The organism is Streptomyces sp. NPDC002817, assembly GCF_053592055.1.
The window spans coordinates 82,161-106,925 of the sequence record NZ_JBSFUY010000009.1 but is presented as its reverse complement, the minus strand read 5'-3'; the positions used below and the strand labels follow the sequence as shown (position 1 = coordinate 106,925).

20 protein-coding genes are annotated in these 24,765 nt (G+C 70.8%); 10 read left to right on the top strand and 10 right to left on the bottom strand.

The genetic code is table 11. From position 1 onward, the window contains the following. Nucleotide 1: 1 nt before the first annotated feature. From ACWD3I_RS19475 to ACWD3I_RS19465, 3 genes are read right to left on the bottom strand one after another with little or no spacing between them, the layout of a single operon-like run. On the bottom strand, nucleotides 2–1,051 hold the full coding sequence (locus tag ACWD3I_RS19475; RefSeq protein ID WP_451084121.1) for a TolB-like translocation protein: 1,050 nt from the start codon (nucleotides 1,049–1,051) through the stop codon (nucleotides 2–4). Nucleotides 1,052–1,074: 23 nt separating this feature from the next. Next, nucleotides 1,075–2,478 carry an MFS transporter gene (locus ACWD3I_RS19470; protein WP_365410911.1) on the bottom strand — a complete coding sequence of 468 codons (1,404 nt, stop codon included), beginning with the start codon at nucleotides 2,476–2,478 and terminating at the stop codon, nucleotides 1,075–1,077. A 23-nt stretch (nucleotides 2,479–2,501) separates the two neighbouring features. Then, a complete protein-coding gene (locus ACWD3I_RS19465) occupies nucleotides 2,502–3,356 on the bottom strand; it encodes a glycosyltransferase family 2 protein (protein WP_365410914.1) in 855 nt (284 codons plus the stop codon). A gap of 254 nt (nucleotides 3,357–3,610) precedes the next feature. On the opposite strand from ACWD3I_RS19465, the gene ACWD3I_RS19460 reads away from it, so the two are divergent. The 8 genes from ACWD3I_RS19460 to ACWD3I_RS19425 all read left to right on the top strand — a co-directional run bounded on the left by ACWD3I_RS19460 (nucleotide 3,611) and on the right by ACWD3I_RS19425 (nucleotide 14,889). After that, a complete protein-coding gene (locus tag ACWD3I_RS19460) occupies nucleotides 3,611–5,050 on the top strand; it encodes an exopolysaccharide biosynthesis polyprenyl glycosylphosphotransferase (RefSeq protein WP_365410917.1) in 1,440 nt (479 codons plus the stop codon). Between the two features lie 23 nt (nucleotides 5,051–5,073). Further along, nucleotides 5,074–6,129, top strand: a complete 1,056-nt coding sequence (locus tag ACWD3I_RS19455; protein ID WP_365410920.1) for a Gfo/Idh/MocA family protein — start codon at nucleotides 5,074–5,076, stop codon at nucleotides 6,127–6,129. Between the two features lie 12 nt (nucleotides 6,130–6,141). Next, on the top strand, nucleotides 6,142–7,158 hold the full coding sequence (locus ACWD3I_RS19450) for an NAD-dependent epimerase/dehydratase family protein (RefSeq protein ID WP_365410923.1): 1,017 nt from the start codon (nucleotides 6,142–6,144) through the stop codon (nucleotides 7,156–7,158). Then, nucleotides 7,155–8,294: a DegT/DnrJ/EryC1/StrS family aminotransferase gene (locus ACWD3I_RS19445; protein ID WP_365410926.1), complete on the top strand. Its 1,140-nt coding sequence runs from the start codon at nucleotides 7,155–7,157 to the stop codon at nucleotides 8,292–8,294. Before ACWD3I_RS19450 ends, ACWD3I_RS19445 begins: the two co-directional genes overlap by 4 nt. Then, nucleotides 8,291–8,992 carry an acetyltransferase gene (locus ACWD3I_RS19440; protein ID WP_365410929.1) on the top strand — a complete coding sequence of 234 codons (702 nt, stop codon included), beginning with the start codon at nucleotides 8,291–8,293 and terminating at the stop codon, nucleotides 8,990–8,992. Before ACWD3I_RS19445 ends, ACWD3I_RS19440 begins: the two co-directional genes overlap by 4 nt. A 1-nt stretch (nucleotide 8,993) precedes the next feature. Then, nucleotides 8,994–10,112, top strand: a complete 1,119-nt coding sequence (locus tag ACWD3I_RS19435) for a DegT/DnrJ/EryC1/StrS family aminotransferase (RefSeq protein ID WP_365410932.1) — start codon at nucleotides 8,994–8,996, stop codon at nucleotides 10,110–10,112. A 68-nt stretch (nucleotides 10,113–10,180) separates the two neighbouring features. Continuing rightward, nucleotides 10,181–13,786, top strand: a complete 3,606-nt coding sequence (locus ACWD3I_RS19430) for a DUF4082 domain-containing protein (protein ID WP_365410935.1) — start codon at nucleotides 10,181–10,183, stop codon at nucleotides 13,784–13,786. A 56-nt stretch (nucleotides 13,787–13,842) separates the two neighbouring features. Beyond that, nucleotides 13,843–14,889 carry a glycosyltransferase family 2 protein gene (locus ACWD3I_RS19425; RefSeq protein ID WP_365410938.1) on the top strand — a complete coding sequence of 349 codons (1,047 nt, stop codon included), beginning with the start codon at nucleotides 13,843–13,845 and terminating at the stop codon, nucleotides 14,887–14,889. A gap of 56 nt (nucleotides 14,890–14,945) precedes the next feature. Here ACWD3I_RS19425 and ACWD3I_RS19420 read toward each other — a convergent pair whose 3' ends face one another. Next, complete coding sequence (locus tag ACWD3I_RS19420; protein WP_365410941.1) at nucleotides 14,946–15,617, bottom strand: hypothetical protein; 672 nt, start codon at nucleotides 15,615–15,617, stop codon at nucleotides 14,946–14,948. Between the two features lie 77 nt (nucleotides 15,618–15,694). On the opposite strand from ACWD3I_RS19420, the gene ACWD3I_RS19415 reads away from it, so the two are divergent. After that, nucleotides 15,695–17,734 (top strand): O-antigen ligase family protein, encoded by a 2,040-nt coding sequence (locus ACWD3I_RS19415; protein ID WP_365410944.1) that lies wholly within the window; start codon nucleotides 15,695–15,697, stop codon nucleotides 17,732–17,734. Further along, a complete protein-coding gene (locus tag ACWD3I_RS19410) occupies nucleotides 17,731–18,630 on the top strand; it encodes a glycosyltransferase family 2 protein (RefSeq protein ID WP_365410947.1) in 900 nt (299 codons plus the stop codon). The genes ACWD3I_RS19415 and ACWD3I_RS19410 overlap by 4 nt, the downstream gene beginning before the upstream one ends. A 97-nt stretch (nucleotides 18,631–18,727) precedes the next feature. On the opposite strand, the gene ACWD3I_RS19405 is transcribed toward ACWD3I_RS19410, so the two are convergent. Genes ACWD3I_RS19405 through ACWD3I_RS19380 form a run of 6 tightly spaced genes read right to left on the bottom strand, consistent with a single transcriptional unit; the run spans nucleotide 18,728 to nucleotide 24,753 of the window. Continuing rightward, on the bottom strand, nucleotides 18,728–19,711 hold the full coding sequence (locus tag ACWD3I_RS19405; protein ID WP_365410950.1) for a class I SAM-dependent methyltransferase: 984 nt from the start codon (nucleotides 19,709–19,711) through the stop codon (nucleotides 18,728–18,730). Then, entirely contained in the window at nucleotides 19,711–20,382 is a 672-nt protein-coding gene (locus ACWD3I_RS19400) for a class I SAM-dependent methyltransferase (protein WP_365410953.1), read from the bottom strand. The genes ACWD3I_RS19405 and ACWD3I_RS19400 overlap by 1 nt, the downstream gene beginning before the upstream one ends. 53 nt (nucleotides 20,383–20,435) lie before the next feature. Next, nucleotides 20,436–21,245, bottom strand: a complete 810-nt coding sequence (locus ACWD3I_RS19395; RefSeq protein ID WP_365410956.1) for a glycosyltransferase family 2 protein — start codon at nucleotides 21,243–21,245, stop codon at nucleotides 20,436–20,438. Beyond that, nucleotides 21,242–22,366 (bottom strand): right-handed parallel beta-helix repeat-containing protein, encoded by a 1,125-nt coding sequence (locus ACWD3I_RS19390; RefSeq protein ID WP_365410959.1) that lies wholly within the window; start codon nucleotides 22,364–22,366, stop codon nucleotides 21,242–21,244. Before ACWD3I_RS19390 ends, ACWD3I_RS19395 begins: the two co-directional genes overlap by 4 nt. Nucleotides 22,367–22,376: 10 nt before the next feature. After that, nucleotides 22,377–23,924 carry an oligosaccharide flippase family protein gene (locus ACWD3I_RS19385; protein ID WP_451084120.1) on the bottom strand — a complete coding sequence of 516 codons (1,548 nt, stop codon included), beginning with the start codon at nucleotides 23,922–23,924 and terminating at the stop codon, nucleotides 22,377–22,379. Next, nucleotides 23,887–24,753 carry a Wzz/FepE/Etk N-terminal domain-containing protein gene (locus ACWD3I_RS19380; RefSeq protein WP_365398994.1) on the bottom strand — a complete coding sequence of 289 codons (867 nt, stop codon included), beginning with the start codon at nucleotides 24,751–24,753 and terminating at the stop codon, nucleotides 23,887–23,889. The genes ACWD3I_RS19385 and ACWD3I_RS19380 overlap by 38 nt, the downstream gene beginning before the upstream one ends. Between the last annotated feature and the right edge of the window lie 12 nt (nucleotides 24,754–24,765).

Genomic DNA, 24,765 nt, shown 5'->3' with positions numbered 1-24,765 from the left:
GCTAGAGCGGCGCCGGGGAAGAGGCACCGGCGATCAGCAGACGGGGCGTGCCCGTGCCGTTCGCGGGCACGCTCCACAGGTCGCTGGCGCCTACCTTGCCTTCGGCGGGCAGCGCGTAGGCGACGGTCTTGTCGTCCAGCCAGGTGGCCTGGTCGTCGACGCTGTGGCGTTCGGCCAGGGGCGTCTCCTTCAGGGTGCGCAGATCGAGGACGTATTCGCGCCAGAGGTCGGTACGGGACAGCACACGCTTCTTGAAGGCGACCCGGGTTCCGTCGGGGGAGAGGGACGGGCACTCCACGTTCTCGATCAGGGTGGTCACCGCCTGCCGGGAGACCGAACCGCGCACCAGGTAGGTCTTGTTGTCCGTGTTCAGGGTCGCGTAGAAGGTGTCGTCGTCCTCGGCGAAGGTGACACCCCAGAAGTTGACGTCCGCCGCCTTGTAGGACCTGCCGTCCAGATCGATGGCGAACGTCTCCAGGCTGGGGATCAGCTTCATGGTGCGGGTGTCCAGGATCGAGGTCCTGGTGGAGAAGAACGCGGACGCGTAGGACTCGCCGGAGACGAAGACGGTCCAGGCGACGAAGCGGCCGCTGGGGGAGACCCGGGCCCGGCTGGGGGTGCCCGCGAGCGAGTAGGTGTGCCGGGTACGGAGGTCGGCGTCCAGGAGCAGGGCCCGGTTGTTCTGCTTGAGGATGCCGGTGTCGGACTGGAGGCAGACGCCCGTGCCGGCGGCCGCGTAGAAGCGCGCGCACTTCAGATCCGAGGCGGTCCGACCGCTCTCGGGCTCGGTGGACGGGACCGAGGCGACCGCGGTGCGGTGCGGGCCGGCGGCCGCGTTGACGAACATCAGCCGGTCCTTCTGGCCGAGCGTCACCTTGCCCCCGCTGACGGCGGGGCCGCCCGCCTGCGGCCGGTCGGCCCGGTCCGCGCGGTCGGCGGCGCGCAGGACCATGCCGGTCCCCAGCCCCGCGAGCAGCAGCACCGCCGTGACGAGGACGATCAGGCGGCGGCGGAGCGGTGTCATCTGGTTCCTCTTCGCTGGAGTCGTCATCGGGTCCCCCTTCGCCGTGGTGGTCATCGGGTGCCGCCCGTCGGCCTCAGCACCAGGCCCGCGACGACCGCGCAGCACAGCAGCCCGACCGCGGAGCCGGCCAGCGCCGGGCCGTAGCCCCACATGGTCCAGGCGGCGCCGAACCCCAGCGAGCAGCAGAACCGGGCCAGCGCCTGACTGGTGCCGACGATGGCGAGACCGCTGGCGCGCAGATGCTCGGGCACCGTGGCGGCCAGGGCGGCGGGCAGCACCCCGTCGGTGGCGGCGTAGAACACGCCGTGCAGGGCGAGGACGAGGAAGGGCAGGGCGGGTGTGGCCGGGGCCCACAGCAGTAGCGCGTAGGCGGTGAGCAGGGCCATGTGCCCGGCGAGGAACACGGTGTGCCGTCCGACCCGGTCGGCCAGCGCGCCGAGGGGTACGGCCAGCAGCAGGAAGACGACGGCGGTGCCCAGGGGCAGCAGCGGGAACCACTCCTCGGCGAGGCCCGCGCGCCGTTGCAGGAGCAGGTAGACGAAGGCGTCGCTGACGGTGGTCAGGCCGAGCAGCGCGGCACAGCCGGCGAGGGCCCGCAGCCGCGGCAGACGGAGCAGGGCGAGCGCCTCGCGGACGCGGACGGGTGGCCTGCCCTGCGGCGCGCCCGCTCCAGCGGGCGGAGTGTCCTGGCCTGTGCCCGCCCTGGGCGGCGCGATGTCCTGCCGCGTGGCCGCGCCGTCGCGCGGGGCGTCCAGCCGTGTGGCTGCGCTGTCGGGCGCCGTGTCCAGCCGTGCGTCCGCCGCGTCGGGCCGAGTGTCCTGCCGTCTGCCCGGCACGAACAGCACCAGGACGACCACGCCGAGCACGGCCACGCACGCGCTCACCCCGAACACGGCGTCGTAGCCGTCGGCCGCCGCGTTCAGGATGAGGAACGCCGCCAGCGGGCCGAGCATCGCGCCGGTGGTGTCCATCGCCCGGTGGATGCCGAAGGCCCGGCCCTGGCGGTCGGAGGGTGTGGACAGGGAGATCATCGCGTCGCGCGGGGCGGTGCGCAGGCCCTTGCCGGTGCGGTCCAGGGCGAGGACCGTGCCGAGCGCGCCGATGCTGCTCGTGAGCAGGAGCAGCGGTTTGCACAGCGCGGACAGGCCGTATCCGAGCCCGGCGATCAGCTTGTGGTTGCGGACGCGGTCGGCGAGGTGACCGCCGGTGAGCTGGACCAGCGCGCTGACACCGTTGTAGACACCGTCGAGGGCGCCGAATCCCAGTGGACTGAAGCCGAGCGTGGTGACGAGGTAGAGCGGCAGGACGGCGGTGACCATCTCCGAGGAGATGTCGGTGATCAGGCTGACCGTGCCCAGCACGAGCACGACCGGGGCGACCTTGGGCCGCAGGCCGCGTCTTCGGCCCCGCTCGGTGTCCGCCCCGGCGGGTGCGGAGCGGTCGGTGAGGTACATGTCCAGGACTCCAGGTGCTGCGTTCAGTTCTGCCGGCTGCTCTCGTCCCGCAGCCAGGTGCCGAAGTCCCGGGCCCTGACGGCCTTCTTGGCCTTGCGCCGGGCGACGACCGCCGCGGCGACGAAGACCAGGACCGCCGGGAGGAGCTTCGGCTCCCTGCGGAGCAGGGCTGTGAGATCCGCCTTGCTCGTGCGGGCGGTGGCCTCCTCCGGTCCCCGGTGCTGCTCGACCTGGGTGGTGGAGACCGCTGCCCGGATCCGCCGATTGATCAGATCCGGCCAGGTACGCGGCGGACGGACGACGACTCCGGCCGCGCCGACCACGAGCCGCTCCGCGGGGGCGAACGCCAGCGACGCCGCCAGGTCGTCCGCCATCAGCGGCGGCAGTGCGGCGATCCGGGCGTGTCCGGCCTTGGAGACCGCGATGACACCCCGGCCGAACAACCCCTCGCGCACGACCGGCAGTTGCTGCCACACCCGGTAGTAGGCCCGCACCCGCCAGGCGCAGCCGTCCAGGGGGATCCGCCGTTCGGGCGCGGTGGCGAGGATGCCCGAGGCACCGTCGTCCAGGGGTTCGGTCAGTGCTCGTACATCGGCTCCCGTGATCACGACGTCGGCGTCCACGTAGACGCGGGGGAAGCCGAGTGCGTGATCGTCACCTGCCCGCAGGGCGGCGTGCTTGGACGGGACGGGGATCTCGACCACCCGCACACGTGGGCCGCGGGCGGCCGCGATCCGCGCGGTGTCGTCCGTGCAGCCATTGCATACGACCACGATGTCGGTTTCGTCCTCGCGGGATTCGGAATCGGCCAGAAGTGAATCCAGTAGCCGGGCGATGACTTGCGCTTCGTTGTGGGCCGGGATCACGATGCTCGTCACCTGGGCAGTATGCAGTCGATGTCACTAATGCGATGTGTGTTTCGTCCAACTGTTCCCGTGACTGTGTCCGGTGGTCTAGATTGAGGGCCGCCGAGCCGGTTTGGGTGGGGAATGCGAGGCCGCGAGGCACAGGCCAACATGTAGGGGACATGCGGCGGTTGGGGAACCGCTGAGGCTTCTTTCTTTCATCTGCCGTTGTGCCGGGGGCACATCGGTGTTCGGTCAGGGGTAACCGCGCACGTGGTGGGGGGCGCATGACCATTGAGGTCACGCATGAGCAACTGGATGTGGAACGCAGGACTCCACAAGGCCGCCGAAGACCTTGGGAACAGAAGTACCGGATAGTCCTGCTGGTCGCGGACGGCCTCGCGGCCGTCGTCGCGGCCCTGGTGATCCACGCGGTGTACGGCCGCTGGGCGGTGGCCCTGGTGCTGCCCCCGGTGTGGCTCGCGGCCATGGCGGCCCACCGGTCCTACGACCGCAGGGCCTTGGGGCTGGGGACCGAGGAGTACCGGCGCGTGCTCCGGGGCGCTGTCGCGCTGCCGGCACTGGCCGCCGTCGCGCACTGGACGTTCACCCACGACCCGGGCCTCTTCCATGACATGACCATGGCCGCAGTGCCGGCCGCCGCTCTCGCCCTGCTGGTCCGGTACACCCTGCGCCGCCGGCTGCACCGGCGATGGGCCCGGGAGCGGGGCGGGAGCGCGACGCTCCTGGTCGGTCCGTCGCACGGCATCGTGGAACTGGTCGCCGTGCTGCGGCGCGGCGGAGTCCAGGAACTGCAGGCCGCCGGGGTGTGTCTGAGCGACCCGCAGAACGCGGCGGAGATCCGCAGGCTGGGGCTCCCGGTCCTCGGCGGGGTCGACACCATGGACGACGTCATCCGGGCCCTGGGCATCGGCACCGTCGTCGTGCTGCCCGCGCCCGAGTACGACGCCTCCGTACTGCGCCGCATCTCCTGGACGGCCGCCGTGCAGGGCGTCGACTTCCTGCTGGCCCCCGTGCTGGCCGACGTCTCCGCCGCCCGGCTGACCGTGCGGCCCACCAACGGGGTGCCGCTGATGCGGATCCAGGCGCCGAACCTCTCCCGGGTCTCCCGGCTGCCCAAGGAACTCCTGGACCGCGCGCTCGCGGCGCTGCTCCTGCTCCTCCTCGCCCTGCCCATGCTGGCGATCGCCCTGATCGTCCGGCTGGACAGCTCCGGCCCCGCACTCTTCAGACAACAGCGGGTGGGCCGGTTCGGCGATCACTTCACCATGTTCAAGTTCCGCACGATGCGACCCGACTCGGAGGCCCTGCGGGCCGAGTTGGAACACCTCAACCAGAACAGCGACGGACTGCTGTTCAAGGTGAAGGAAGACCCGCGGATCACCCGGGTCGGTTCCTTCCTGCGCCGCACCTCGCTCGACGAACTGCCGCAGCTGCTCAATGTGATCGGCGGCCACATGTCGCTCGTCGGCCCCCGCCCGTCCCTGCCCGAGGAGGTGGAGGAGTACCCCTCGGAGGTCAAGCGGCGGCTGCTCGTGAAACCCGGCCTCACCGGGCTGTGGCAGGTGAGCGGCCGCTCCGATCTGCCCTGGGACGAGGCGGTCCGGCTCGATCTCGGATACGTGGACAACTGGTCGATGGGCCTGGACCTGTCGATCCTGGCGCGCACCGGCTCCGCGGTGGTGCGCGGAACGGGGGCCTACTGATGGACCGGAAGAAGAGGAACCAAGTGACCGAGACCGCGGAGCCGTTGGGAGTCGCAGTCGTCGGGGCCGGCTACTGGGGTCCCAACCTCGTCCGTAACTTCCAGGCCAGCGAGCGCTTCAGGCTGCGCTGGCTGTGCGACCTCGACGTGGAGCGGGCCCAGCGGGTCCTCGGCGGCTACTCGACCGTCCAACCCACCGCGGACTACGCGGCCGTCCTCGCCGACCCCTCCGTCGACGCCGTCGCCGTGGCCACACCCGCCGGCACCCACCTCGACATCGCCCTGGCCGCCCTGCGCGCCGGGAAGCACGTCCTCGTGGAGAAGCCCCTCGCGGCGACCTACGCCGACGGGCTGCGCCTGGTGACCGAGGCGGAGGAGCGCGGGCTGACCCTGATGTGCGACCACACCTACTGCTACACGCCCGCGGTGGGCCGCATCCGGGAGCTGGTCCGCTCCGGCGAACTCGGCGAGATCCACTTCGTCGACTCCGTCCGGATCAACCTGGGGCTCGTCCAGAAGGACATCGACGTCCTGTGGGACCTGGCCCCGCACGATCTGTCGATCCTGGACTTCATCCTCCCCGACACCGTCGAGCCGGTCGCCGTCGCCGCCCACGGGGCCGACCCGATCGGCGCAGGACAGGCCTGCGTGGCCTATCTGACGCTCACGCTCAACACGGGTGCCATCGCCCACGTGCACGTCAACTGGCTGTCGCCGACCAAGGTGCGGACCACCATGGTGGGCGGCTCCAAGCGCACCCTGGTCTGGGACGACCTCAACCCCGCCCAGCGCGTGGCGATCTTCGACCGGGGCGTGGACCTGGCCTCGCCCCAGGAGATCGGCGCGGACGAACGCCGGGACATGCTCGTCTCGTACCGCTCCGGCGACATGGTCGCCCCCGCCATCGGCGAGAAGGAGGCGCTGCGCAGCATGGTCGACGAGTTCGGCGACGCGATCCGCCAGCGCCGGGCGCCGCTGACCGACGGCCGGGCCGGCCTCAGGGTGCTGGACATCCTCGAAGCGGCCTCCCGCAGCCTGGAGTTCCGCGGTGCGGTCGTCGGTCTGCGCACCGGCCACTGACCGTCCGCACGCATGGAGACATTCCTTGAGAAGCCCGGTGAGAAGGAAGTGCAGTTGAGCAGCGTACGAGGCAAGAAGATCCTGGTCACCGGGGGAGCGGGCACCATCGGCTCCAACCTCGTCGACCTCCTGGCCGAAGGCGGCGCCCGCGAGATCGTGGTGCTGGACAACTTCGTGCGCGGACGGCGGGCCAACCTCGCCCGGGCCCTGCCCAGCGGTGTCGTGGAGGTCGTCGAGGGCGACATCCGGGACATCGACACCGTGAAGAAGGTCACCGAGGGCGCCGACCTGGTGTTCCACCTCGCCGCGATCCGTATCACCCAGTGCGCGGAGGAGCCCCGGCTCGCCAACGAGGTGCTGGTCGACGGCACGTTCAACGTTCTGGAGGCGGCGGCCGCGGCCGGCGTCACCAAGGTCGTCGCCTCGTCGTCGGCGTCCGTCTACGGCATGGCCGAGGCCTTCCCGACGACCGAGCGCCACCACGCGTACAACAACGACACGTTCTACGGCGCCGCGAAGGCCTTCAACGAGGGCATGCTGCGCAGCTTCCACGCCATGTACGGCCTGGACTACGTGGCGCTGCGCTACTTCAACGTCTACGGCCCGCGGATGGACATCCACGGCCTCTACACCGAGGTGCTCATCCGCTGGATGGAGCGCATCGAGTCGGGCGAGCCGCCGCTGATCCTCGGCGACGGCACCCAGACCATGGACTTCGTCGACGTCCGCGACATCGCCAGGGCCAATGTGCTGGCCGCCGAGTCGGATCTCACCGACGAGGTGTTCAACGTCGCGTCCGGTACGGAGACCTCGCTGCGCGAACTCGCCGACGGTCTGCTGGAGGCGATGGGCGCGTCCGGTCTGGAGCCGGTGCACGGACCCGCCCGCGCCGTCAACGGGGTGAGCCGGCGGCTCGCGGACACCTCGCAGGCCGCCGAGCGGCTCGGGTTCACGGCGCAGATCGATCTGCGTACGGGGCTCAAGGACCTGGTGGAGTGGTGGCGCGCGGAGCGGGAGGCGGCCCAGTGAGCACCGACCGCATCCCCGTGATGATCCCCTGGCTCGGCGAGGAGGAGGCCAAGGCCGCCTCCGACGCGGTGCTGTCCGGATGGGTCGCCCAGGGCCCCCGGGTCGCCGAGTTCGAGCGGGCCTTCGCGGAGCGGGTGGGTGCCGAGCACGCCGTCGCGGTCAGCTCGTGCACCACCGCCCTGCACCTGTCGCTCGTCGCGCTCGGCCTCGGCCCCGGCGACGAGGTCGTGGTGCCCTCGCTGTCGTTCATCGCCACCGCCAACGCCGTACGGTACGTCGGCGCCGAGCCGGTGTTCGCGGACGTCGACCCGGCCACCGGCAACCTCACCCCGGCCACCGTCGACGCGGTCCGCACCCCTCGCACCAGAGCCGTGCTCGCCGTCCACCAGGGCGGCGTACCGGCCGATGTGCACGCCCTGCGCGCAGCCTGCGCCGACTGGGACCTTCCCCTCGTGGAGGACGCGGCCTGCGCCATCGGCTCCACCGTCGGCGGCAAGCCCGTCGGACACGGCGCGCTGATCGCCGCGTGGTCCTTCCACCCCCGCAAGCTCGTCACCACCGGCGAGGGCGGCATGGTCACCACCGACGACGCCGAGTGGGCGGCACGGCTGCGCCGGCTGCGCGAGCACGGCATGAACGCCTCCGCGGCGGACCGCCATGCGAGCGACAAGCCGGTCCTGGAGAGCTACCTCGAGGTCGGCTACAACTACCGGATGACGGACGTCCAGGCCGCGATCGGTCTGGTCCAGCTCGGCAAACTCGACGCGATGATCGCGCGCCGCCGCGAACTGGCGGCCCGCTACGACGAGTTGCTGCGGGACGTCTCCGGCCTCACCCCCGTGCGCGACCCCGCGCACGGGCAGAGCAACTTCCAGTCCTACTGGGTGCTGTTGGACGGGGACTTCCCCGTCGGCCGGGACGACCTGCTCGCCGCGCTCGCCGGGGCCGGTGTCTCCGCCCGGCGCGGGATCATGGCCTCGCATCTCGAACCCGCCTACGCGGGCCACCCCCGCGTGCCGCTGCCGGTCACGGAGCGGATCACCCGGGACTCACTGATCCTGCCGCTGTTCCACACGATGACCGAGGCCCAACAGGACCGTGTGGTGGCGGCCCTGCGCGAGCAGGCCCGTAGATGAACGAACTGGTGATCATCGGCGCGGGCGGCTTCGCCCGGGAGACCGCACAGGCCGTACACGACGCGGGCGAACTCAAGCTGCTCGGACACCTCGACGACAACCCCGCCCTGCACGGCACGGAAGTCGACGGTGTTCCCGTCCTCGGCGACTGCGACCTGGTCCGCGGTCTGCCCGAGGCCCGCGTGGTGATCTGCGTCGGCAACCCCCGGGACTACGCGGCCCGCGCCCGGCTGGTCCGCCGACTGGGCCTGCCCACGGACCGCTACGCCACCGTGGTCCATCCGACGGCGGTGGTGTCGGCGACCTCCGAGGTCGGCCCCGGCTCGGTCCTGCTCGCGCACTGCGTCCTGACCGCTGCCGTCAGGGTGGGCGCGCAGGTCGCGGTGATGCCGCATGTGATCCTCACCCATGACGACGTGGTCGAGGACTACGCCACGCTCACCTCCGGAGTCCGTCTCGGCGGGGGCGTACGGCTGGAGCGGGGCGCCTATGTCGGCTCCGGGGCTCTGGTCAGGGAGGGCACGACGGTCGGTGCCTGGTCCCAGATCGGGATGGGGAGCAGCGTGCTCGGCGACGTTCCGCCGGGTGAGGTCTGGGTGGGGAGCCCGGCCCGACGACTTCGCGCGGCCGAGGCGCCCGCGCTCGACGAACTGCGACGCGAGCAGGGCTCGCGCCACGAACAGTGGGGGGACCACTGACATGAACCAGATTCCGCTGGTGGACCTCAAAGCGGCCCACGAGGACGTCGCCGACGAGGTACGGACCGGATTCGAACGGGTCCTGGCCAACACCGCGTTCGTCGGCGGCGACGAGGTCCGCCACTTCGAGCGCGAGTACGCCGACTTCGGCTCGGTCGCGCACTGCGTGGGCGTCGCCAACGGCACCGACGCCCTCGAACTCGCCCTGCGCGTCAGCGGAGTCGGGCCCGGCGACGAGGTCGTCGTACCCGCCAACACCTTCATCGCCACCGCCGGCGCGGTGGCCAGGACGGGTGCGACACCGGTCCTCGCGGACTGCCTGCCCGACACCTATCTGCTCGACCCCCAGGCGGCACTGGACGCCGTCGGTCCGGCCACCCGTGCGATCGTCCCCGTGCACCTCTACGGCCAGATGGCCGACGTGACGGCCCTGTCCGGCCGGCTGCCCGGTCACGTTCGGATCGTCGAGGACGCCGCCCAGTGCCAGGGCGCCACCCGCGACGGCCGGTCACCGGGCAGCGGCCTGATCGCGGCCACCAGCTTCTACCCGGGCAAGAACCTCGGCGCCTACGGCGACGCGGGCGCGGTGCTGACCGAAGACGGCGAACAGGCCGACCTGGTGCGCGCGATCGCGAACCACGGCGGCGTCGCCAAGTACCGCCACGACGTCCCGGGGTTCAACAGCCGGCTGGACGGGCTCCAGGCCGTCGTCCTGCGGGCGAAGCTCGCCCGGCTGGCGGACGGCAACGCCGCCCGGCGGGCGGCCGCGGCCCGTTACGACACGCTCCTCGCCGACCTGGCGGCCGGCGGCCAGGTGGTGCTCCCGACGACGGACACGGGCAACGTCCATGTCTGGCACCTGTACGTCGTCCAGGTCGCCGGCGCGGACCGCGACGACATCGTCGGCAAGCTCAACGCCGAGGGCATCGGTGCCGGAGTGCACTATCCCGCCCCGGTCCACCTCACACCGGCGTACCGCCATCTCGGCCACGCCCGGGGCGACTTCCCCAACGCCGAGACGACGGCGGACCGGATCCTGTCGCTTCCGCTCCACCCGCACCTCACCGCCGACCAGCAGCAACGAGTCGTGGACACCCTCGCCCACGCGCTCCGCGGCTGACCGGCTCCCGAACACGCTCCACCCCCACGTCACGGGGCGCTCCTGCACAGCACCGCTGAGAGGTACACATGAACAGATGGGGCAGACGGCTCCGGGGCGGGCGCCTCGCCGTCGCAGCAGCATTGATATGGGCGGTGCTCCCGCAGGCCGTACCCGCCCAGGCGGCGGTGTCCGATCCCTGCGGAACAGGGTCGAACGCCGTCGTCTGCGAGAACTCCAAGACGGGCAGCCCGATGTCCGACTGGTACTCGCCCAACTCCTACGGTGACATCAAGGGGTTCACCACCAAGGAGAGCGTCCAGGCCGGTGACACCGTCCAGTTCAAGATCCAGTCGCCGGTCACGTACCGCGTGGAGATCTACCGACTGGGCTGGTACGGCGGCGACGGCGCGCGCCTGATGTCGACCGCGGCCCAGGCCGCCGTGACCTATCCGGCCAACTACACGACCAACGCCGCCAGTTGCACCACCAAGGCGAGTACCGGCCTGGTCGACTGCGGCAACTGGCCCGTGACCGTGAACTGGACCGTGCCCAGCGACGCCGTGTCCGGCCTGTACATCGCGAACCTGACACAGACGGACGGCGACGGCCTGATGCCGTACCCGTTCGTCGTCCGCAAGGACTCCAGCACCTCCGACATCGTCGTGCAGACCAGCGACCAGACCTGGCAGGCGTACAACGACTACGGCGGTCAGGACCTCTACGGAGGCACCGGGCCGGCGCCGGACGGCCGTGCCTACGAGGTCAGTTACAACCGGCCGCTGGACATCGGCGGTGACAACGGCATCTACGGCTCCGAGTTCATGATGCTGTCGTGGCTGGAACGCAACGGCTACGACGTCAGCTATCTGTCCGGCGTGGACGTGTCGACCCGTGGTGACACCCTGCTGGAGAACCACGACGTCTATCTGTCCTCAGGGCATGACGAGTACTGGACACAGAGCCAGTACGACAACGTCCTGGCGGCCCGGAAGGCCGGCGTGCGGCAGGCCTACTTCAGCGGCAACGAGGTCTTCTGGAAGACGCGGCTCACCCCGAGCATCGACGGCACCAGCACCTCGAACCGCACCCTGACCTGCTACAAGATGACGAAGATGGTGCAGGGCAACGGCATCGCCGACCCCAGCGGTCAATGGACCGGCACCTGGATGGACCCGACCAGCACCCAGTACGGCATGGACTACCAGCCGCCGAACATCCTCACCGGCTCCATGTTCACGGTGAACGGCTACCGCGCCGACGCGATCACGGTCCCCGGCTCGTACGGCAAGAACCGGATGTGGCGCAACACCTCCATCGCGAACCTCACGTCGAGCCAGACCGCCACGTTCCCGACGGGCACCCTCGGCTACGAGTGGGACAGCGACATCGTCAACAGCACCAGGCCCGCCGGCGCGATCCATCTGTCGTCCACGACGGTGGACATCGACGACGGCAAGTACCGCCTGGACTGGGGCAACATGTACGGCAACGGGACGGCGACGCACAATCTCGTCGAGTTCCGCGACCAGGACTCCGGGGCCCTGGTGTTCGGGGCGGGCACCGTGCAGTGGTCGTGGGGTCTGACCAACCTGCCGACGTACGACCCCGACGACGTCGTGGTCACCGAGGACGTCCGCATGCAGCAGGCGACCGTGAACGTCCTCGCCGACATGGGCGTCCAGCCGAAGAACCTGCAGAGCAACCTCACCTCCGCCACGGCCTCCACCGACACCACCGGCCCGACCATCACCGTGTCCAGCCCGGCCTCCGGGACCACCGTCCCGGCGCTGAAGCCGGTCACCATCAGCGGCACCGCCAGCGACTCCGGCGGGGGAGTGGTGGCCCGCACGGAGGTCTCCACCGACGGCGGAACCACCTGGAACGCCGCCACCGGACTGACGTCCTGGACCTACAGCTGGACGCCGACGACACCGGGCACGGCGTCCATCAAGGTGCGCGCGGTGGACGACAGCGTCAACATCGGCGCCGTCACCACCATCCCGCTGACGGTCGGCCCCCAGGCCTGCCCCTGCACCATCTGGCCGGCCACGGCCGTCCCCGGCACCCTCAACGCGGGCGACGCCGGTCCGCTCGAGCTCGGCGTCAAGATCCGTACCACGGTGGCCGGTTCGATCACCGGTGTCCGTTTCTACAAGTCACCCGCCAACACCGGCACCCACACCGGCAGCCTGTGGAGCGCCTCCGGCACCCGCCTGGCCACCGGCACCTTCACCAACGAGACGGCCTCCGGCTGGCAGCAGCTGAACTTCGCCACCCCGGTGACCGTCAAGGCCAACACCACCTATGTCGCCTCGTACTTCGCCCCCAACGGCGGCTACTCCTACGACGGCGGCTACTTCTCGAACAACTCCGCAGGGCTGGCCCCGCTCACGGCTCTGAAGTCCGGCACCGACGGTGGCAACGGCGTCTACCGCTACAGCTCCACCAGCGCCTTCCCGTCCTCGGCGTCCTCGGGCAGCAACTACTGGGTGGACGTGGTGCTGGACACCGCGACGGCCAGTACGACCCCGCCCGCCGTCACCTCGACGTCCCCGACCTCGGGGGCCACCGGCGCGGCGATCACCACACCGGTGTCGGCCGTCTTCGACCACGCCATCGACGGCGACACGCTGACGTTCACGGTGAAGGACCCGAACGGCAACACCGTGCCGGGCGCCAAGACGCTGCCCGCGGCGAACAAGGCGACCTTCACCCCGTCGACGGAACTGGAGCTGCACACCACCTACACCGCCTCCGTCCAGGTCGAGGACCTGTGGGGCAACGCCATGGCGGCCCCGGTGACCTGGACGTTCACCACCAGCTCCTCCCCGCCCGCGGTCACCTGCCCCTGCACACTGTGGAACTCCAACACCGTGCCGGCCAGGACCGCCGTCACCGACGACCCCAACTCCCTCGAACTGGGAACCCGGTTCCAGTCCTCGGCGAGCGGCTGGGTCACCGGTGTCACCTTCTACAAGGGAGCGACCAACACGGGCACCCACACGGGCAGCCTCTGGTCCACCGACGGCACGCTCCTCGCCTCCGGGACCTTCACCAGCGAGTCCGCCTCCGGCTGGCAGACGATGACCTTCGCCACCCCGGTGGCGATCAGCGCGGACACCGCGTACGTCGTCTCCTACCACGCGCCGAACGGCAACTACGCGGTGGACGGCGGCTACTTCGCGTCGGCCCACAAGTCGTATCCGCTGACCGCCACCGCCGACATCAGCACGGCCCGCAACGGGCTCTACCGGTACGGCAGTGACGTGGCCTTCCCCAACGGTTCCTACGGATCCGCGAACTACTGGGTCGGGCCGCTCTTCACCGCCGAGGACCCGTCCGGGTCGCTGACGTCGGGCACCACGTCGGAGGAGACCGCCTCCTTGCTGGCGCGCACCGCCGACGCGGCGCACCCGCTCGTCACGACGCTGCCCAGCGCGACGAAGGTCGGGTCGGTGAAGGCGACGGTGACCATCCTGCCGGGCGCCAAGGCGGCGGTCGCCAGGAAGCTCCACGTCAAGGCCGTCCTCAACTACGACCGGGCCACCCACAAGGTGTCCGTCCATCTGTCCGCCCCGCTGCCGGACGGCACGCGGTTCAAGATCACGGTCACGGCCCGGGACAAGAAGCACCACACGGTGAAGTCCCGTGACTGGACCCTGACCAGCAAGACCGTCCGTAAGAAGCACTAGTGCGCACCGGTGCCGGCCTCCGCGGAGGCCGGCACCGGGGATTGGCCTCATCACCGATGTCCACCGTCAGTGTCGTGATCCCCTGCTACAAGTACGGCGACTTCCTCGCCGACTGCGTCAGCAGCGTCCTGGACGAGCAGGAGGGCGTCGACGTCCGGGTCCTCATCATCGACGACGCCTCGCCCGACGACTCGGCGGAGACCGCGCGCAAGCTGGCGGCCTCCGACCCGCGGATCGAGGTCCGCGTCCACGAGACCAACAAGGGCCACATCGCCACCTACAACGAGGGCCTCCTCGAGTGGGCCGACGGTGACTACGTGGCACTGCTCTCCGCCGACGACCGCCTGGTCCCCGGCGCACTGGTACGCGCCGCCGCGCTCCTCGACGCCCATCCGGAGGCGGGGTTCGCCTACGGCCGTCCCCTGCGCTTCCAGCACGGCGGCCCGCTGCCCAAGGCCCGCACCAGCGGCACCGGTTCGGTCGTCTACCCCGGGCACTGGTGGCTGGAGCGCCGGTTCCGCGAAGGCACCGGCTGCATCACCTCGCCCGAGGTCGTCGTCCGCACCAGCCTCCAGCGTGAGGTGGGCGGCTACGACCCCGCGCTTCCGCACGCCGGCGACATCGAGATGTGGATGCGGCTCGCGGCCCGCGCCGACGTCGGCCACGTACGCGGCGCCGACCAGGCCTACTACCGCGTCCACGGCAACAACATGTCCACCACCGACTTCGGCGGTCAGCTCGACGACCTCCGCCAGCGCCTGGTGGCGTACGACTCCGTGCTCGACAAATGCTCCGACCTGCTGCCGCAGGCCGACCGACTGGCCGGCTCCGTGCACACCCGCCTCGCCCGCTTCGCGCTGCGCCGCGCCTACCGCGCCTACGACCGGGGGCGCACCGACGTCGTCCCGGTCGACGAACTCGTGGCCTTCGCGCAGGAGTGCCTGCCGGGCTACGCGCGGCTGCCCGAGTACCGCGCGCTACGCCTGAGACAGCGGATCGGAGCGAAGACGATGCCGTATCTGCAACCGCTGGTGTGGTCGGCCGTGGCCGAGCGCGGGCGGGAGTGGCTGTGGTGGGAGTCCTGGAAGCGCCGCGGTATCTGATGACCATGTCCGACCCGAGGGCCGCGACCGGCCGCCCCGGCCCACCGCCCGGCGGCTCAGCCCGCCACCGGAACCCCGCCGACGTGGGGAAGCGGTTCCGGGGAGGACTCCTGCCTGCCCCTACGACGCAGCGCGTACCGGTCGAACCACAGCGCGCCGAGGATCCCGGCGAGCCCGCCCAGCAGGGCCGTACCGGCCAGCGCGCGGCTCTTGGTGCCCTGGACCTGGGCGGCGCTCGGGGTGACCAGGACCGATGCGTTGATCCGCGACTCCGGCGCGATCCCCTGCGCCTCCTGGACGTCCGCCACATGCCCGGCGTAGACGTCGATGATCCGGCGGACCGCGGTGTCGGCCGCGGCGGGATCGCCCCCGCGAGCCTGTACCTGCACCGAGGGGATCAGATAGCGGGGCGTCGCGCTGGTGCCGCTGTTGCGCGGGATCAGCTGATAGGTGCCGTGGACGCCGGCGGAGGACAACTCCTCGCGTCCGCCGGGCGATTCGAGTTGCTGGATGACGCCGTACGAGAGCGTGGCGAGCGGCGGCTGCAGATTCGTCAGCTGGTTCGGCTGGTTGCCCGTCGCCGGAGGCTTGAGGACGACCACCGCCGAACTCAGGTACTCCGGGGTCGGGCGGAGCACCGGATAGGCTCCGGCAGCCGTCAGCAGGAGCGCGAGCACCAACACGTACCAGCGGCGGAGCAGCGCTTCGGCGACGTCACGAGGCGACACAGGGATTCCTTCCGTCGGCCTCGATCCTCGCAGGCGCCGGGGCGGGCCGCTACCGAATCACACCGGGGAGAGTTCTCATGAGCCTGGGCGACATCTGGGCGATCATGTGCAGGCGCTGGTACTTCATGGTGCCCCTCACCCTGCTCAGCCTTCTCGCGGGCGGCTATCTGTACCGGACCGTCCCGGTCTCCTACCAGTCGCAGAGCTCCGTCACACTGCTGGACTCCACGGCGGTCGCCGAGTTGGCGCCGACCTTCGGCAACCCCATCTCGAACGCGGGCGGTTCACTGGTCGTCACGGCCGACGTACTGATCAGGACGCTCCAGTCGAGCGACTCGGCCAAGGAACTGCACTCCCGAGGCGTCACGGACCGGTACACGGTCGGATTCGCACCGGCCGCCGACAGCCCGCTGCTCACCCTGAGCGTCACCGGAACCGACCGGGAGAAGGTGCTCCAGGAGACCACCACGCTCACCAAGTTCACCGGGGAGCAGCTCAAGGCCCTGCAGGCCGCGTCCAAGGTGCCGACCGGGTACCTCGTGCAGGCCGCGCCGGTCGTGCTGCCCCAGACCCCGGTCTCGCAGCCGAAAGCCCGGTACCAGAACATCGCGTCGGTCGTCATCGTCGGCGTCGTCAGCGCGTTCCTGCTGTCCATCCTGGCCGAAGGCGTCGCGGTGGTCCGCCGCCGGGGACGGGCCCGGGAGGGATACCTCCCCCGGCGCCATCGCGCCAAGCCCCCGGAGCGGGCGCCCAAGGGCCTGCTGACACGGAGACTGGACGCCACGACGATCCTCACCGGCTATCTGGCGCTGGCCTTCTTCGTCCCGTCGAACCTCACCCTGCCCGCGCTCGGCGGCGTCGGCACCCCGGCCAACGTCTTCGCCCTGCTGGGACTTCTCTGGTACCTCGCGACCTGGCTCGGCGGCCGCATCCGTCCGGCCGAGGGCACCAGGCTGCCGCGCGTGGCGATGTGCCTGCTCGCCGTGGCGGTGCTGCTGTCCTACATCGCCGACGCGACCCGCAACAGCACGCACGAGGAGGTCCTCGGGGCCGACCGCGGGCTCATCGGGCTCGGGGTCTGGGTGGCGCTGGTGGTGCTGGCATCGGCCGGCATCCAGGAACGCAGCCGGCTGGAGACCCTGATGCGCCGACTCGTCGTCCTGGGCACGGTGGTCGCCCTCATCGGCTACTACGACTTCTTCGCCGCGACCAACATCGCCGACTCCATCCACATCCCCGGCCTCCAGTCGAGCACCGCGGGGATCAGCGCCATGGACCGCGGCTCCTTCACCCGGCCGCGCTCGACCACGGCCCATCCGCTGGAGTTCGGCGGGATGCTGGCCATCCTCGTTCCCTTCGCCGTCCACCAGGCGTTCGATCCGGTACGCCGGCACGCCGGCGCGCTGCGCCGCTGGGCCCCGGTGGCGATCATGGCGGGCGCGCTGCCGCTGACGGTGTCCAGGACGTCCATCATCGGCGCACTCATCGTGATCCTGGTGATGGTGCCCCGCTGGAAGCCGCAGCGGCGCTGGGCCGCCATCGCCATCATCATGGGGTCGGTCGCCGGCTTCAAGGTGATCATTCCGGGACTGATCGGAACCATCACCAACCTGTTCGCGAGCTTCCTGTCCGGCTCCGACAGCAGCACCCAGGCACGCACCGTGAAGTACAGCGCGATCGTCCCCTACCTCGACGAACACCCATGGTTCGGGCGGGGATTCGGGACCTTCACGCCCGACCTGTACTTCTTCACGGACAACCAGTACATGCTGACCCTGGCCGAGATGGGCATCGTGGGGCTGGTCGCGCTGCTCGCCCTGTTCATCACCGGAATACACACCGGCGGCACCATCCGCCGCCTCGCCCGCACCGACTCTGACCGCGAACTCGGGCAGGCGTTCCTCGCCTCGGCGCTGGTCGCGCTGGTCATCAGCGCCACCTTCGACGCGCTCAGCTTCCCCATGTACGCCGGGATGTTCTTCCTGACCCTGGGGGCCGGCGGCAGCTACCTCGGCTTCGTCCGCCGCGAGGCCGCAGCGGCGGCGGTCGCCGCCGAGGCCCCCGCTCCCCGTAAGCCGTCCGAAGCCCAGCTCCCTGAACTCGTGGAGTCCCGATGAGCCCCGTCGCCGTCATCGTCGTCACCTGGAACAGCGCCTCGGTGCTCCCCGGGTTCGTCGCCGCACTTCCCGAGGGCATGGCCGGCCTCGACTGGCGGCTGGTCGTGGCCGACAACGACTCCGCCGACGACACCGTCGACGTGCTGCGGGAGCTGGCGCCGGACACCACGATCGTCCAGACCGGCCGCAACGCCGGGTACGCGGCCGGGATCAACGCGGCACTGGGAGCGGCCGGCGAGTACAGCGCCGTGCTGATCTGCAATCCCGACATCCGGATGCGGCAGGGCTGCGCCAAGCGCCTCGTCGACAACCTCGGCGACGGCGTCGGCATCGCCGTACCCCTCCTGTACGAAGAGGGCAGCGACACGCCCCACCGCTCACTGCGCCGTGAGTCCACCGTGCTCCGGGCCCTCGGTGAGGCCGTGATAGGCAACACCCGGGCCGGACGCTTCCCCGCCCTGAGTGAACTCGTCACCGACCCCGCCGCCTACCGGCACCCCACCCGCGCGGACTGGGCGACCGGCGCGCTCATGGCGATATCGGCGGACTGCCTGGCCGCGTGCGGCCCGTGGGACGAGTCCTTCTTCCTCTACTCGGAGGAGACCGAGTACTGCCTGCGGGCGAGGGACAGGGGACACGCCACGCAGTTGGACCCGACGGCCGAGGCCGTCCACCTGGGAGGCGACTCCCAGGTGTCCCCCCGCCTGTGGACCCTCCTCACCCTCAACCGGGTCCGCTTGTACCGCCAACGCCACGGCGCCTTGGCCACGGCAGCCTTCCGCACAGCGGTCCTGCTCCGCGAAACGTCACGCGCAGCGCTGGGCCGCAAGGCCAGCCGAGCGGCTGCCGCGGCCCTCGCCCGGCCGGGCAGCCTGCGCAGGACGCCGGGCCCTTGATAGCGAGCGCCCGCCGGATCGCCGCCCGGGGCGCGGGGAACTGCGCGACCAGCCACAACGGCGCCGCAGCCGACAACGAGCAGACCGCGGCACCCCCTCAGTCCACACTCCGCGGCCGGCACACCATGGCGACGAAGTCGTGCCCCACCTCCGGCAGCGCAGCGTCCTCCGCAGCAAAGCACCGCTCCAGCAACGCCAACGTCTCCGGCTCCTGATCCCGGAAGTTGTGCGCGATCCCCGAGAACGCGATGTGCAACACCGTCCCCCCGTACGGCCGCTCCTCGACGACATCGAACTCACGCCGCAACCCCGGCAGCAACGCCGCCGCGTCGACCGCCTCGGAGGGATCGTCCAGCACCATCGACAGCCTGCTCGGCCGCACCACACGCCGCTTGACCCGCCCGTCGGCCAGCCGCCGCCGCTCCTCGGGGAGCTGAGCCAACAGAGCGTTCGCCGCGTCCAGTTGGCCGTCGGTCCACTGGAACCGGGTCGGGCCGACGAACTCGTCGACCACGAATGTCCCATCGGGCTCGATCAGTCGGGACAGCCGCGGCAGCGTCTCGTCGAGGTTGTCGAAGTGGTGCAGCGACTGCAGACCCAGCAGCACGTCGAAGCGTTCCCCGTCGGCGGCCATTCGGTTGACGTCGGTGACCCGGAAACGCAGGACGTCGGAGAGGCCCTCCTCGGCGGCGGCCCGGGTGGCGAAGTCGATCCGCTGCTGCGCCACGTCCACGCCCTCCAGGAGGGAGAACGCGCCGGTCCTCGCCCAGAGCAGCTCGTTGCCGCCGGTGCCGCACCCGAGGGACAGGCCGCGCAGATCGGTACGCGGCGCGAAGTGCTTGGCGGCCACGTACTGGGGAAACGACGTGTCCGCGTCGCCGGTCATCAGCAGGTTCCACCGCTTGACGACCGCCGGTATCGCCCACCACTCGGTCAGTGACGGGTCGACCTGGGACCAGTGCTGGACCACGCGCGCGCCGCCGCGCACCCGGAGTTTGGCCAGCACCGGGTCCAGGTCCAGCTTCCGCACCTTGCGCAGCAGCCGGTCCGCGTCATGTCTGTTGACGAGGTTGTTCAGCATCAGCGCTCCGTCCGTACGGCGATGAGCGACTTCGGGGCACCGAGCACCCGCTCGCTGAGGAGCACCGAGTCGGGGAACAGGTAGCGCATTTCGGTGCGGGTCAGCAGCTCGATGTTGATCACCGCGTTCATCGCCGACTCCGGGCTGTCGGGGCGGCTGTGCACCAGCGGCCAGCGCCGTACGAGGCGGGCCCTGGCGGCCAGCGGCAGGAACTGGAAACCGGGTGCCACGAAGTGCGGCTCGACGGGGAAGTAGCGGTAGGGGGTCTGGATCCAGTGCAGCGGGGCCAGTTGCTCGACGGCGGCGACGAACTTCCGCCGCTGGCTGTGGCCGCCCACGTGCTCGATGGTCGAGTTGGAGAACACCAGGTCGTAGCCGCCCTTGGCGCTCAGTTCGGCGGCCACCCGCGGGTCGGTGACGTCGGCGACCTCGGTGGTGATCCAGTCGGGCACCTCGGAGGGATGTTCCTCCAGGTTGATCAGGTGGACGTGCTTGGCGCGCACCGGTGCGCGCAGCCACATGTCGGCCGTGCCGCCCAGGTCCACGACGCTCATGTTCTCGATGCCGGGGAAGCAGCGCCGGAACCGCTCCCAGCGGGCGACGCGCATGCGTTCGCCCAGGGAGCCGGGCGCGTCGACGAACTTGTTTCTGAGGGCCCGGGATCGGGGCATCGGATCAACCACCTGTGGTCGGAGCGGAGTGTCTGGGTAGAAGGTGCAAGCGCTCAACTGGGCTGTCGCCACTGCGTGTAGAAGCTGGCCGGGTTCATCAGGTATCGGACGGTCGGGTGCGGCACATGGCGCACCCGGTACCGGCGGCCGTACCGGCGGATCAGCTCCCAGTCCTCGCGGGGCAGCACCTCCGGCGTGCGGCGCAGCCGGCTGAAGTGCAGGGAGCGATTGCGGCGGGCGACGAAGGCGTTGGTGTCCAGGAAGGCCTCGCGGGCTGCGTGGCGCCGGTCGTAGGGCACCGACAGGACGTCGTTCTCGGTGCCGTCGGGCAGGACGCGGCGCAGTGCCGTGTAGACGCCGTCGGGCCCGGCGGGGGAGTCCAGGACCGCCAACGCCCGTTCCAGGTGGTCGGGTTCCCAGAGGTTGTCGTCGTCCAGGAACGCCACGTACCGGGAGCGGGTGAGGCGGATGCCCACGTTGCGCACGACGCCGGCCACCGCGGTGTTGTGCGCCAGCGAGACGGCGAACAGCCTGGGGTCGTCGGGGAGTCCGGGCAGTCCGGCGCCGTCGTCGACCACGATGACGACCTGGTCGCGGACGGTCTGGTCCAGGGCCGAGCGCACCGCGGCACGCAGTGCCTCGGGGCGTCGGTGGGTGGCGATGACGGTGGCGACCAGCGCCGAGGGCGGTGCCGGCAGGGCGGCGGCCAGCCGTCTGGTCTCGGCGTCCTCGATCCGGCGCAGCCGCACCGCGGAGGGGGCCAGCAGGACCTTGTTCCTGGCTTCGAAGAGCACCAGCCAGCCGAACACCGCCTTCAGCAGCGTCCAGGGCGCCCGCGCGACCCGGCGCACGACCGCGCTCACGAGGCGGGCTCCGGCTTGACCAGGCGGCCGTCGGACAGCCGGTTGTTGCGCCACACGTTCCCGGCGCCGCTGTGGTTCCAGTGCGCGACCACGCCGTATCCACCGGACGCGGGGTGGTACTCGGTCGAGAAGATGTTGTCGGTGACCTTGATCCCGGTGGCGCCCGTGGAACCGCCGTACAGGGCGTACGCGCCGCCGGCGATCCAGTTGTCGTCGACGGTGACGTTGCGGACCACCCCGGTGTCCGCGAACAGGCCGATGCTTCCCGAGGCGCCCTGCTTGAGGCTGGTCGCGTTGAGGAGGGTGTTGTGGCGGATGATCAGATGGCCGGTGTTGCCGCCGCCGCTGATCACCGTGTTGGTGTGCTGCCACTCGCCGCCCAGGTTGATGAACGGCTCGATGTCGTGCACGTAGTTGTCGTGCAGATTGCCCTGTCCCATGGAGAGGGCGTCGCCGAACACCGAGACGTCGCACCAGCCGACCTCGATGGAGCTGCCCCCCATGTTCGACACCGCGTAGTCCACGCCGCCGTTGTCCGGCCCCTTGCCGGGGACGGCTGTGATCTCCGAGTGCAGGACCTTCAGGCCGCTGAAGCCGGGGCGCAGGTTGATGCCCCACCAGCTGTCCGAGGTGATCTTGGAGTCGATGACGGTGACGTTGTTCGCGTAGATGTCGAGCGAGCCGGTGATGTCCTGGCCCCGGATGACGAGGCCGTCGGTACGGATCGCCCAGTACCCGGTCTTCTTGGGCTTGAGGGCGATCCGCGGACCGGTGGTGTCGGCGTCGGGGAACCCACAGGCGCCGGGTGAGGCGCAGTCGACCCTGGACGCGGGGGCGCCGGACGCGCCGCCGGCGCTCGCGGTCGCGGTGGGCTTCTTCGTCGGGGAGGACGAGGGGGAGGGCGAGGCGGCAGGGCGGTCCGTCGCCTTGCCGACGGCGGTCGACGCGGCGGTGCCCGGCGATGCCGGGGACCCGCTCGTACGACAGGTCGGCCCGTCCCCCGGGCACTTCGACGACGCGGCCCGGTCCGAGCCCGAGCCCGAGCAGGCCGCGCACAAGACGGCCACCAAGGCCGCGAACAGCAGTCCCGTGAGCGAGTTACGGCTGATGCGCCGTGACATCGGGTTCACCTCAAGTCCTGTTGGGTGGGCCGACCGGTGCGGTGGACCGGTGGCGGCCGCGCTGGGGCCGGTCGCCGCTGCGAACGCCGCGCAGGAAGTCGCGGCTGGGCAGGACGCACAGCGTGTAGCCGGCCAGGGCGATCGTGCTGAGGGCGAGCAGCGCGAACGGACCGTCGCCGAACGGGCGCTCCAGGCCGAGGATGATCGCGGTCATCACGGCCCCGCCGAGGAAGGGCCACGCGCAGGCCCTGGCGATCAGGCCGACACCGACACCACCACGGCTGAGGGCGTACAGGAACACGGGCACCACGATGCCGCCGCCGACCAGGACATGGGCCTGGGCGGCGCCGACGATGCCGTTCAGGCGGGCGCCGACGAGGAGTACCGGGATCAGGGTCACCAGCCACAGGCCCTGCACCATGAAGAGCGAGCGGCGTTGTCCGATCGCGATCAGACAGTCGTAGGCGAGCTCGCTGCCGATACGGATCAGACCGAGGGCCATCAGCCAGGGCAGTGCCGCGGCGGCGGGCGCCCAGTGGCGGCCGTAGATCAGCTCGATGGCCGGTCCCGCGAGGCCGGCCAGCAGGACGCACAGCGGGACGGTGGCGGTGACCACCACGCCCAGGGCACGGCTGAAGCCCTGGGCGAGCGCCTTGGGCGACTCGGCGAGGCGTGAGAAACCGGCGAAGGAGACCCGGCGCACGGCCTCGGAGATGATCCGCACCGGCCAGCCGGAGATGTTGAAGGCGAGCACGTAGAAGCCCAGCGCCACGTTGCCCAGCGTCGCGCCCACCACCATGGTGTCGACGTTGACCACCGCGAGGGCCAGAAGGCTCGCCCCTGCCAGCGGAAGCCCGAACCTCAGGAGTTCCCGGGCCTGCCCGGGGTCCCAGCCGTACTTCAGGGTGCCCGGTGCGGCCAGGCAGCAGCCGATCAGCGTCACGAAGTTCCCCGTCACGGCTCCCCAGGCGAAGCTCATCGCGCCCCAGCCCTGGAAGGCCAGGAGCAGTGTGAGCGAGGTGCTGATCACGAAGTTGAGTCCGTCGATGATCATCCGCTTGCCCTGGGCGAAGTCACGGGTGAGGAACTGGGCGGGCACCGCCGCCACCCCGCCGATCAACACGCACAGGCACATCACTCGCAGGACGCCGGCGGCGTCCGGCGAGCCGAGCAGGTCCGCCACCGTCGGTGCCGCCGCGAACAGTGCCACGTACAGCAGGCCGCTGGAGAGGGTACTGAGGGTCAGCACGGTCGGCGCGAACCGCCGTGGGTCCCCCTCCCAGCGCACGATGGCCAGGCTCACACCTAGCTCGTTCGCGGAGAGCAGGACCAGCAGCACGGTCTGGGCGATGCCGTACACGCCCCACTCGGCGGGGCCCAGGGCGAAGCGCGCCAGCACGATGCCGGTCGCGAAGTTGCCCAGGCGCATGACAACGGTGTTGATCAAGCTCCAACGGGCCGCCGAACGGACCTTCTTGCCGAGGGAGGCGGCAGCCGGAGGAGCGGGGGTGTCGCTCGGCTCAGCGGTCCCGCTGTCCGGTGTGCGAACGCTGTCCACTGGTCGACTCCTCGTCGAGCGGCTCGGCGGCGGGTGCCATGACGACGGCGGACCGCCCCGCTTTCGTCTCCGCGGCAGGTCTGTTCCCGGCGGACCGTGCCCAGGCGGGCGGTGTGCGCAGCGCCATCGTCTGCTCCACGACCGACTCCTCGGAGGCCGGAGCGGGAGCGGGGGCGCGGGATTCGGTCGTCGGCTCCGAGGCTTCGACCGACTCCGCGGCCTCCCGTGGGTGCGACCGGCGGCGTGCCTCCACGTAGAAGACGGCGACCAGGGTCAGTACCAGGCCCAGGCCTCCGGCCATGATCATGTACTCGAGCCGGGTCTTGGTCTGCGCCACCGGCGGCTGCGGGGCGACGATCGTCGTCAGCCGGATCCTGGCCTTCGTGGCGACCGACTGGTCCTCCTGGAACTGCCCCAGCCGCTCGTTCGCGTACGAGGTGAGGATCTTGTCCGAGGCCAGCACGGCTCGCTGGTCCGTGCCCGTGACGGTGAGCCACATCAGCGGCCCCTGGGCGTTGTCGGCGAGCTTGGCCTCGAACGTGCCGGTCGCGCCGCGGGACTTGAGCTCGCGCACGGAGTCGTCGGAGTTGAGGTTGCGGGCCAGGCTGTCCGCCATGCCGGTGAGCGAGGTCTGGGTGCTCAGGAACGGGTTGCCGTCGTAAGCCTCGGTGGCCTTCTCGGAGTTGAGCAGGATCACCGTGCTCTGCGACTGGTACGTGACGGGAACCACCAGCGTCACGGCGACCGTCAGGCCCACGGTCAGCAGCAGCCCGGGCAGCAGGATGTACCAACGCCTGCGCATGACCCGGAAGATCTCAGCGAGATCCATGACGGTCCCCCC

Coding starts and splice junctions, on each gene's coding strand:
- ACWD3I_RS19415 (WP_365410944.1), top strand. CDS start 15,695: ATGAGCCTGGGCGACATCTGGGCGATCATGTGCAGGCGCTGGTACTTC.
- ACWD3I_RS19430 (WP_365410935.1), top strand. CDS start 10,181: ATGAACAGATGGGGCAGACGGCTCCGGGGCGGGCGCCTCGCCGTCGCA.
- ACWD3I_RS19405 (WP_365410950.1), bottom strand. CDS start 19,711: ATGCTGAACAACCTCGTCAACAGACATGACGCGGACCGGCTGCTGCGC.
- ACWD3I_RS19400 (WP_365410953.1), bottom strand. CDS start 20,382: ATGCCCCGATCCCGGGCCCTCAGAAACAAGTTCGTCGACGCGCCCGGC.
- ACWD3I_RS19435 (WP_365410932.1), top strand. CDS start 8,994: ATGAACCAGATTCCGCTGGTGGACCTCAAAGCGGCCCACGAGGACGTC.
- ACWD3I_RS19410 (WP_365410947.1), top strand. CDS start 17,731: ATGAGCCCCGTCGCCGTCATCGTCGTCACCTGGAACAGCGCCTCGGTG.
- ACWD3I_RS19380 (WP_365398994.1), bottom strand. CDS start 24,753: ATGGATCTCGCTGAGATCTTCCGGGTCATGCGCAGGCGTTGGTACATC.
- ACWD3I_RS19450 (WP_365410923.1), top strand. CDS start 6,142: ATGGAGACATTCCTTGAGAAGCCCGGTGAGAAGGAAGTGCAGTTGAGC.
- ACWD3I_RS19390 (WP_365410959.1), bottom strand. CDS start 22,366: ATGTCACGGCGCATCAGCCGTAACTCGCTCACGGGACTGCTGTTCGCG.
- ACWD3I_RS19425 (WP_365410938.1), top strand. CDS start 13,843: ATGTCCACCGTCAGTGTCGTGATCCCCTGCTACAAGTACGGCGACTTC.
- ACWD3I_RS19460 (WP_365410917.1), top strand. CDS start 3,611: ATGACCATTGAGGTCACGCATGAGCAACTGGATGTGGAACGCAGGACT.
- ACWD3I_RS19475 (WP_451084121.1), bottom strand. CDS start 1,051: ATGACGACTCCAGCGAAGAGGAACCAGATGACACCGCTCCGCCGCCGC.
- ACWD3I_RS19470 (WP_365410911.1), bottom strand. CDS start 2,478: ATGTACCTCACCGACCGCTCCGCACCCGCCGGGGCGGACACCGAGCGG.
- ACWD3I_RS19440 (WP_365410929.1), top strand. CDS start 8,291: ATGAACGAACTGGTGATCATCGGCGCGGGCGGCTTCGCCCGGGAGACC.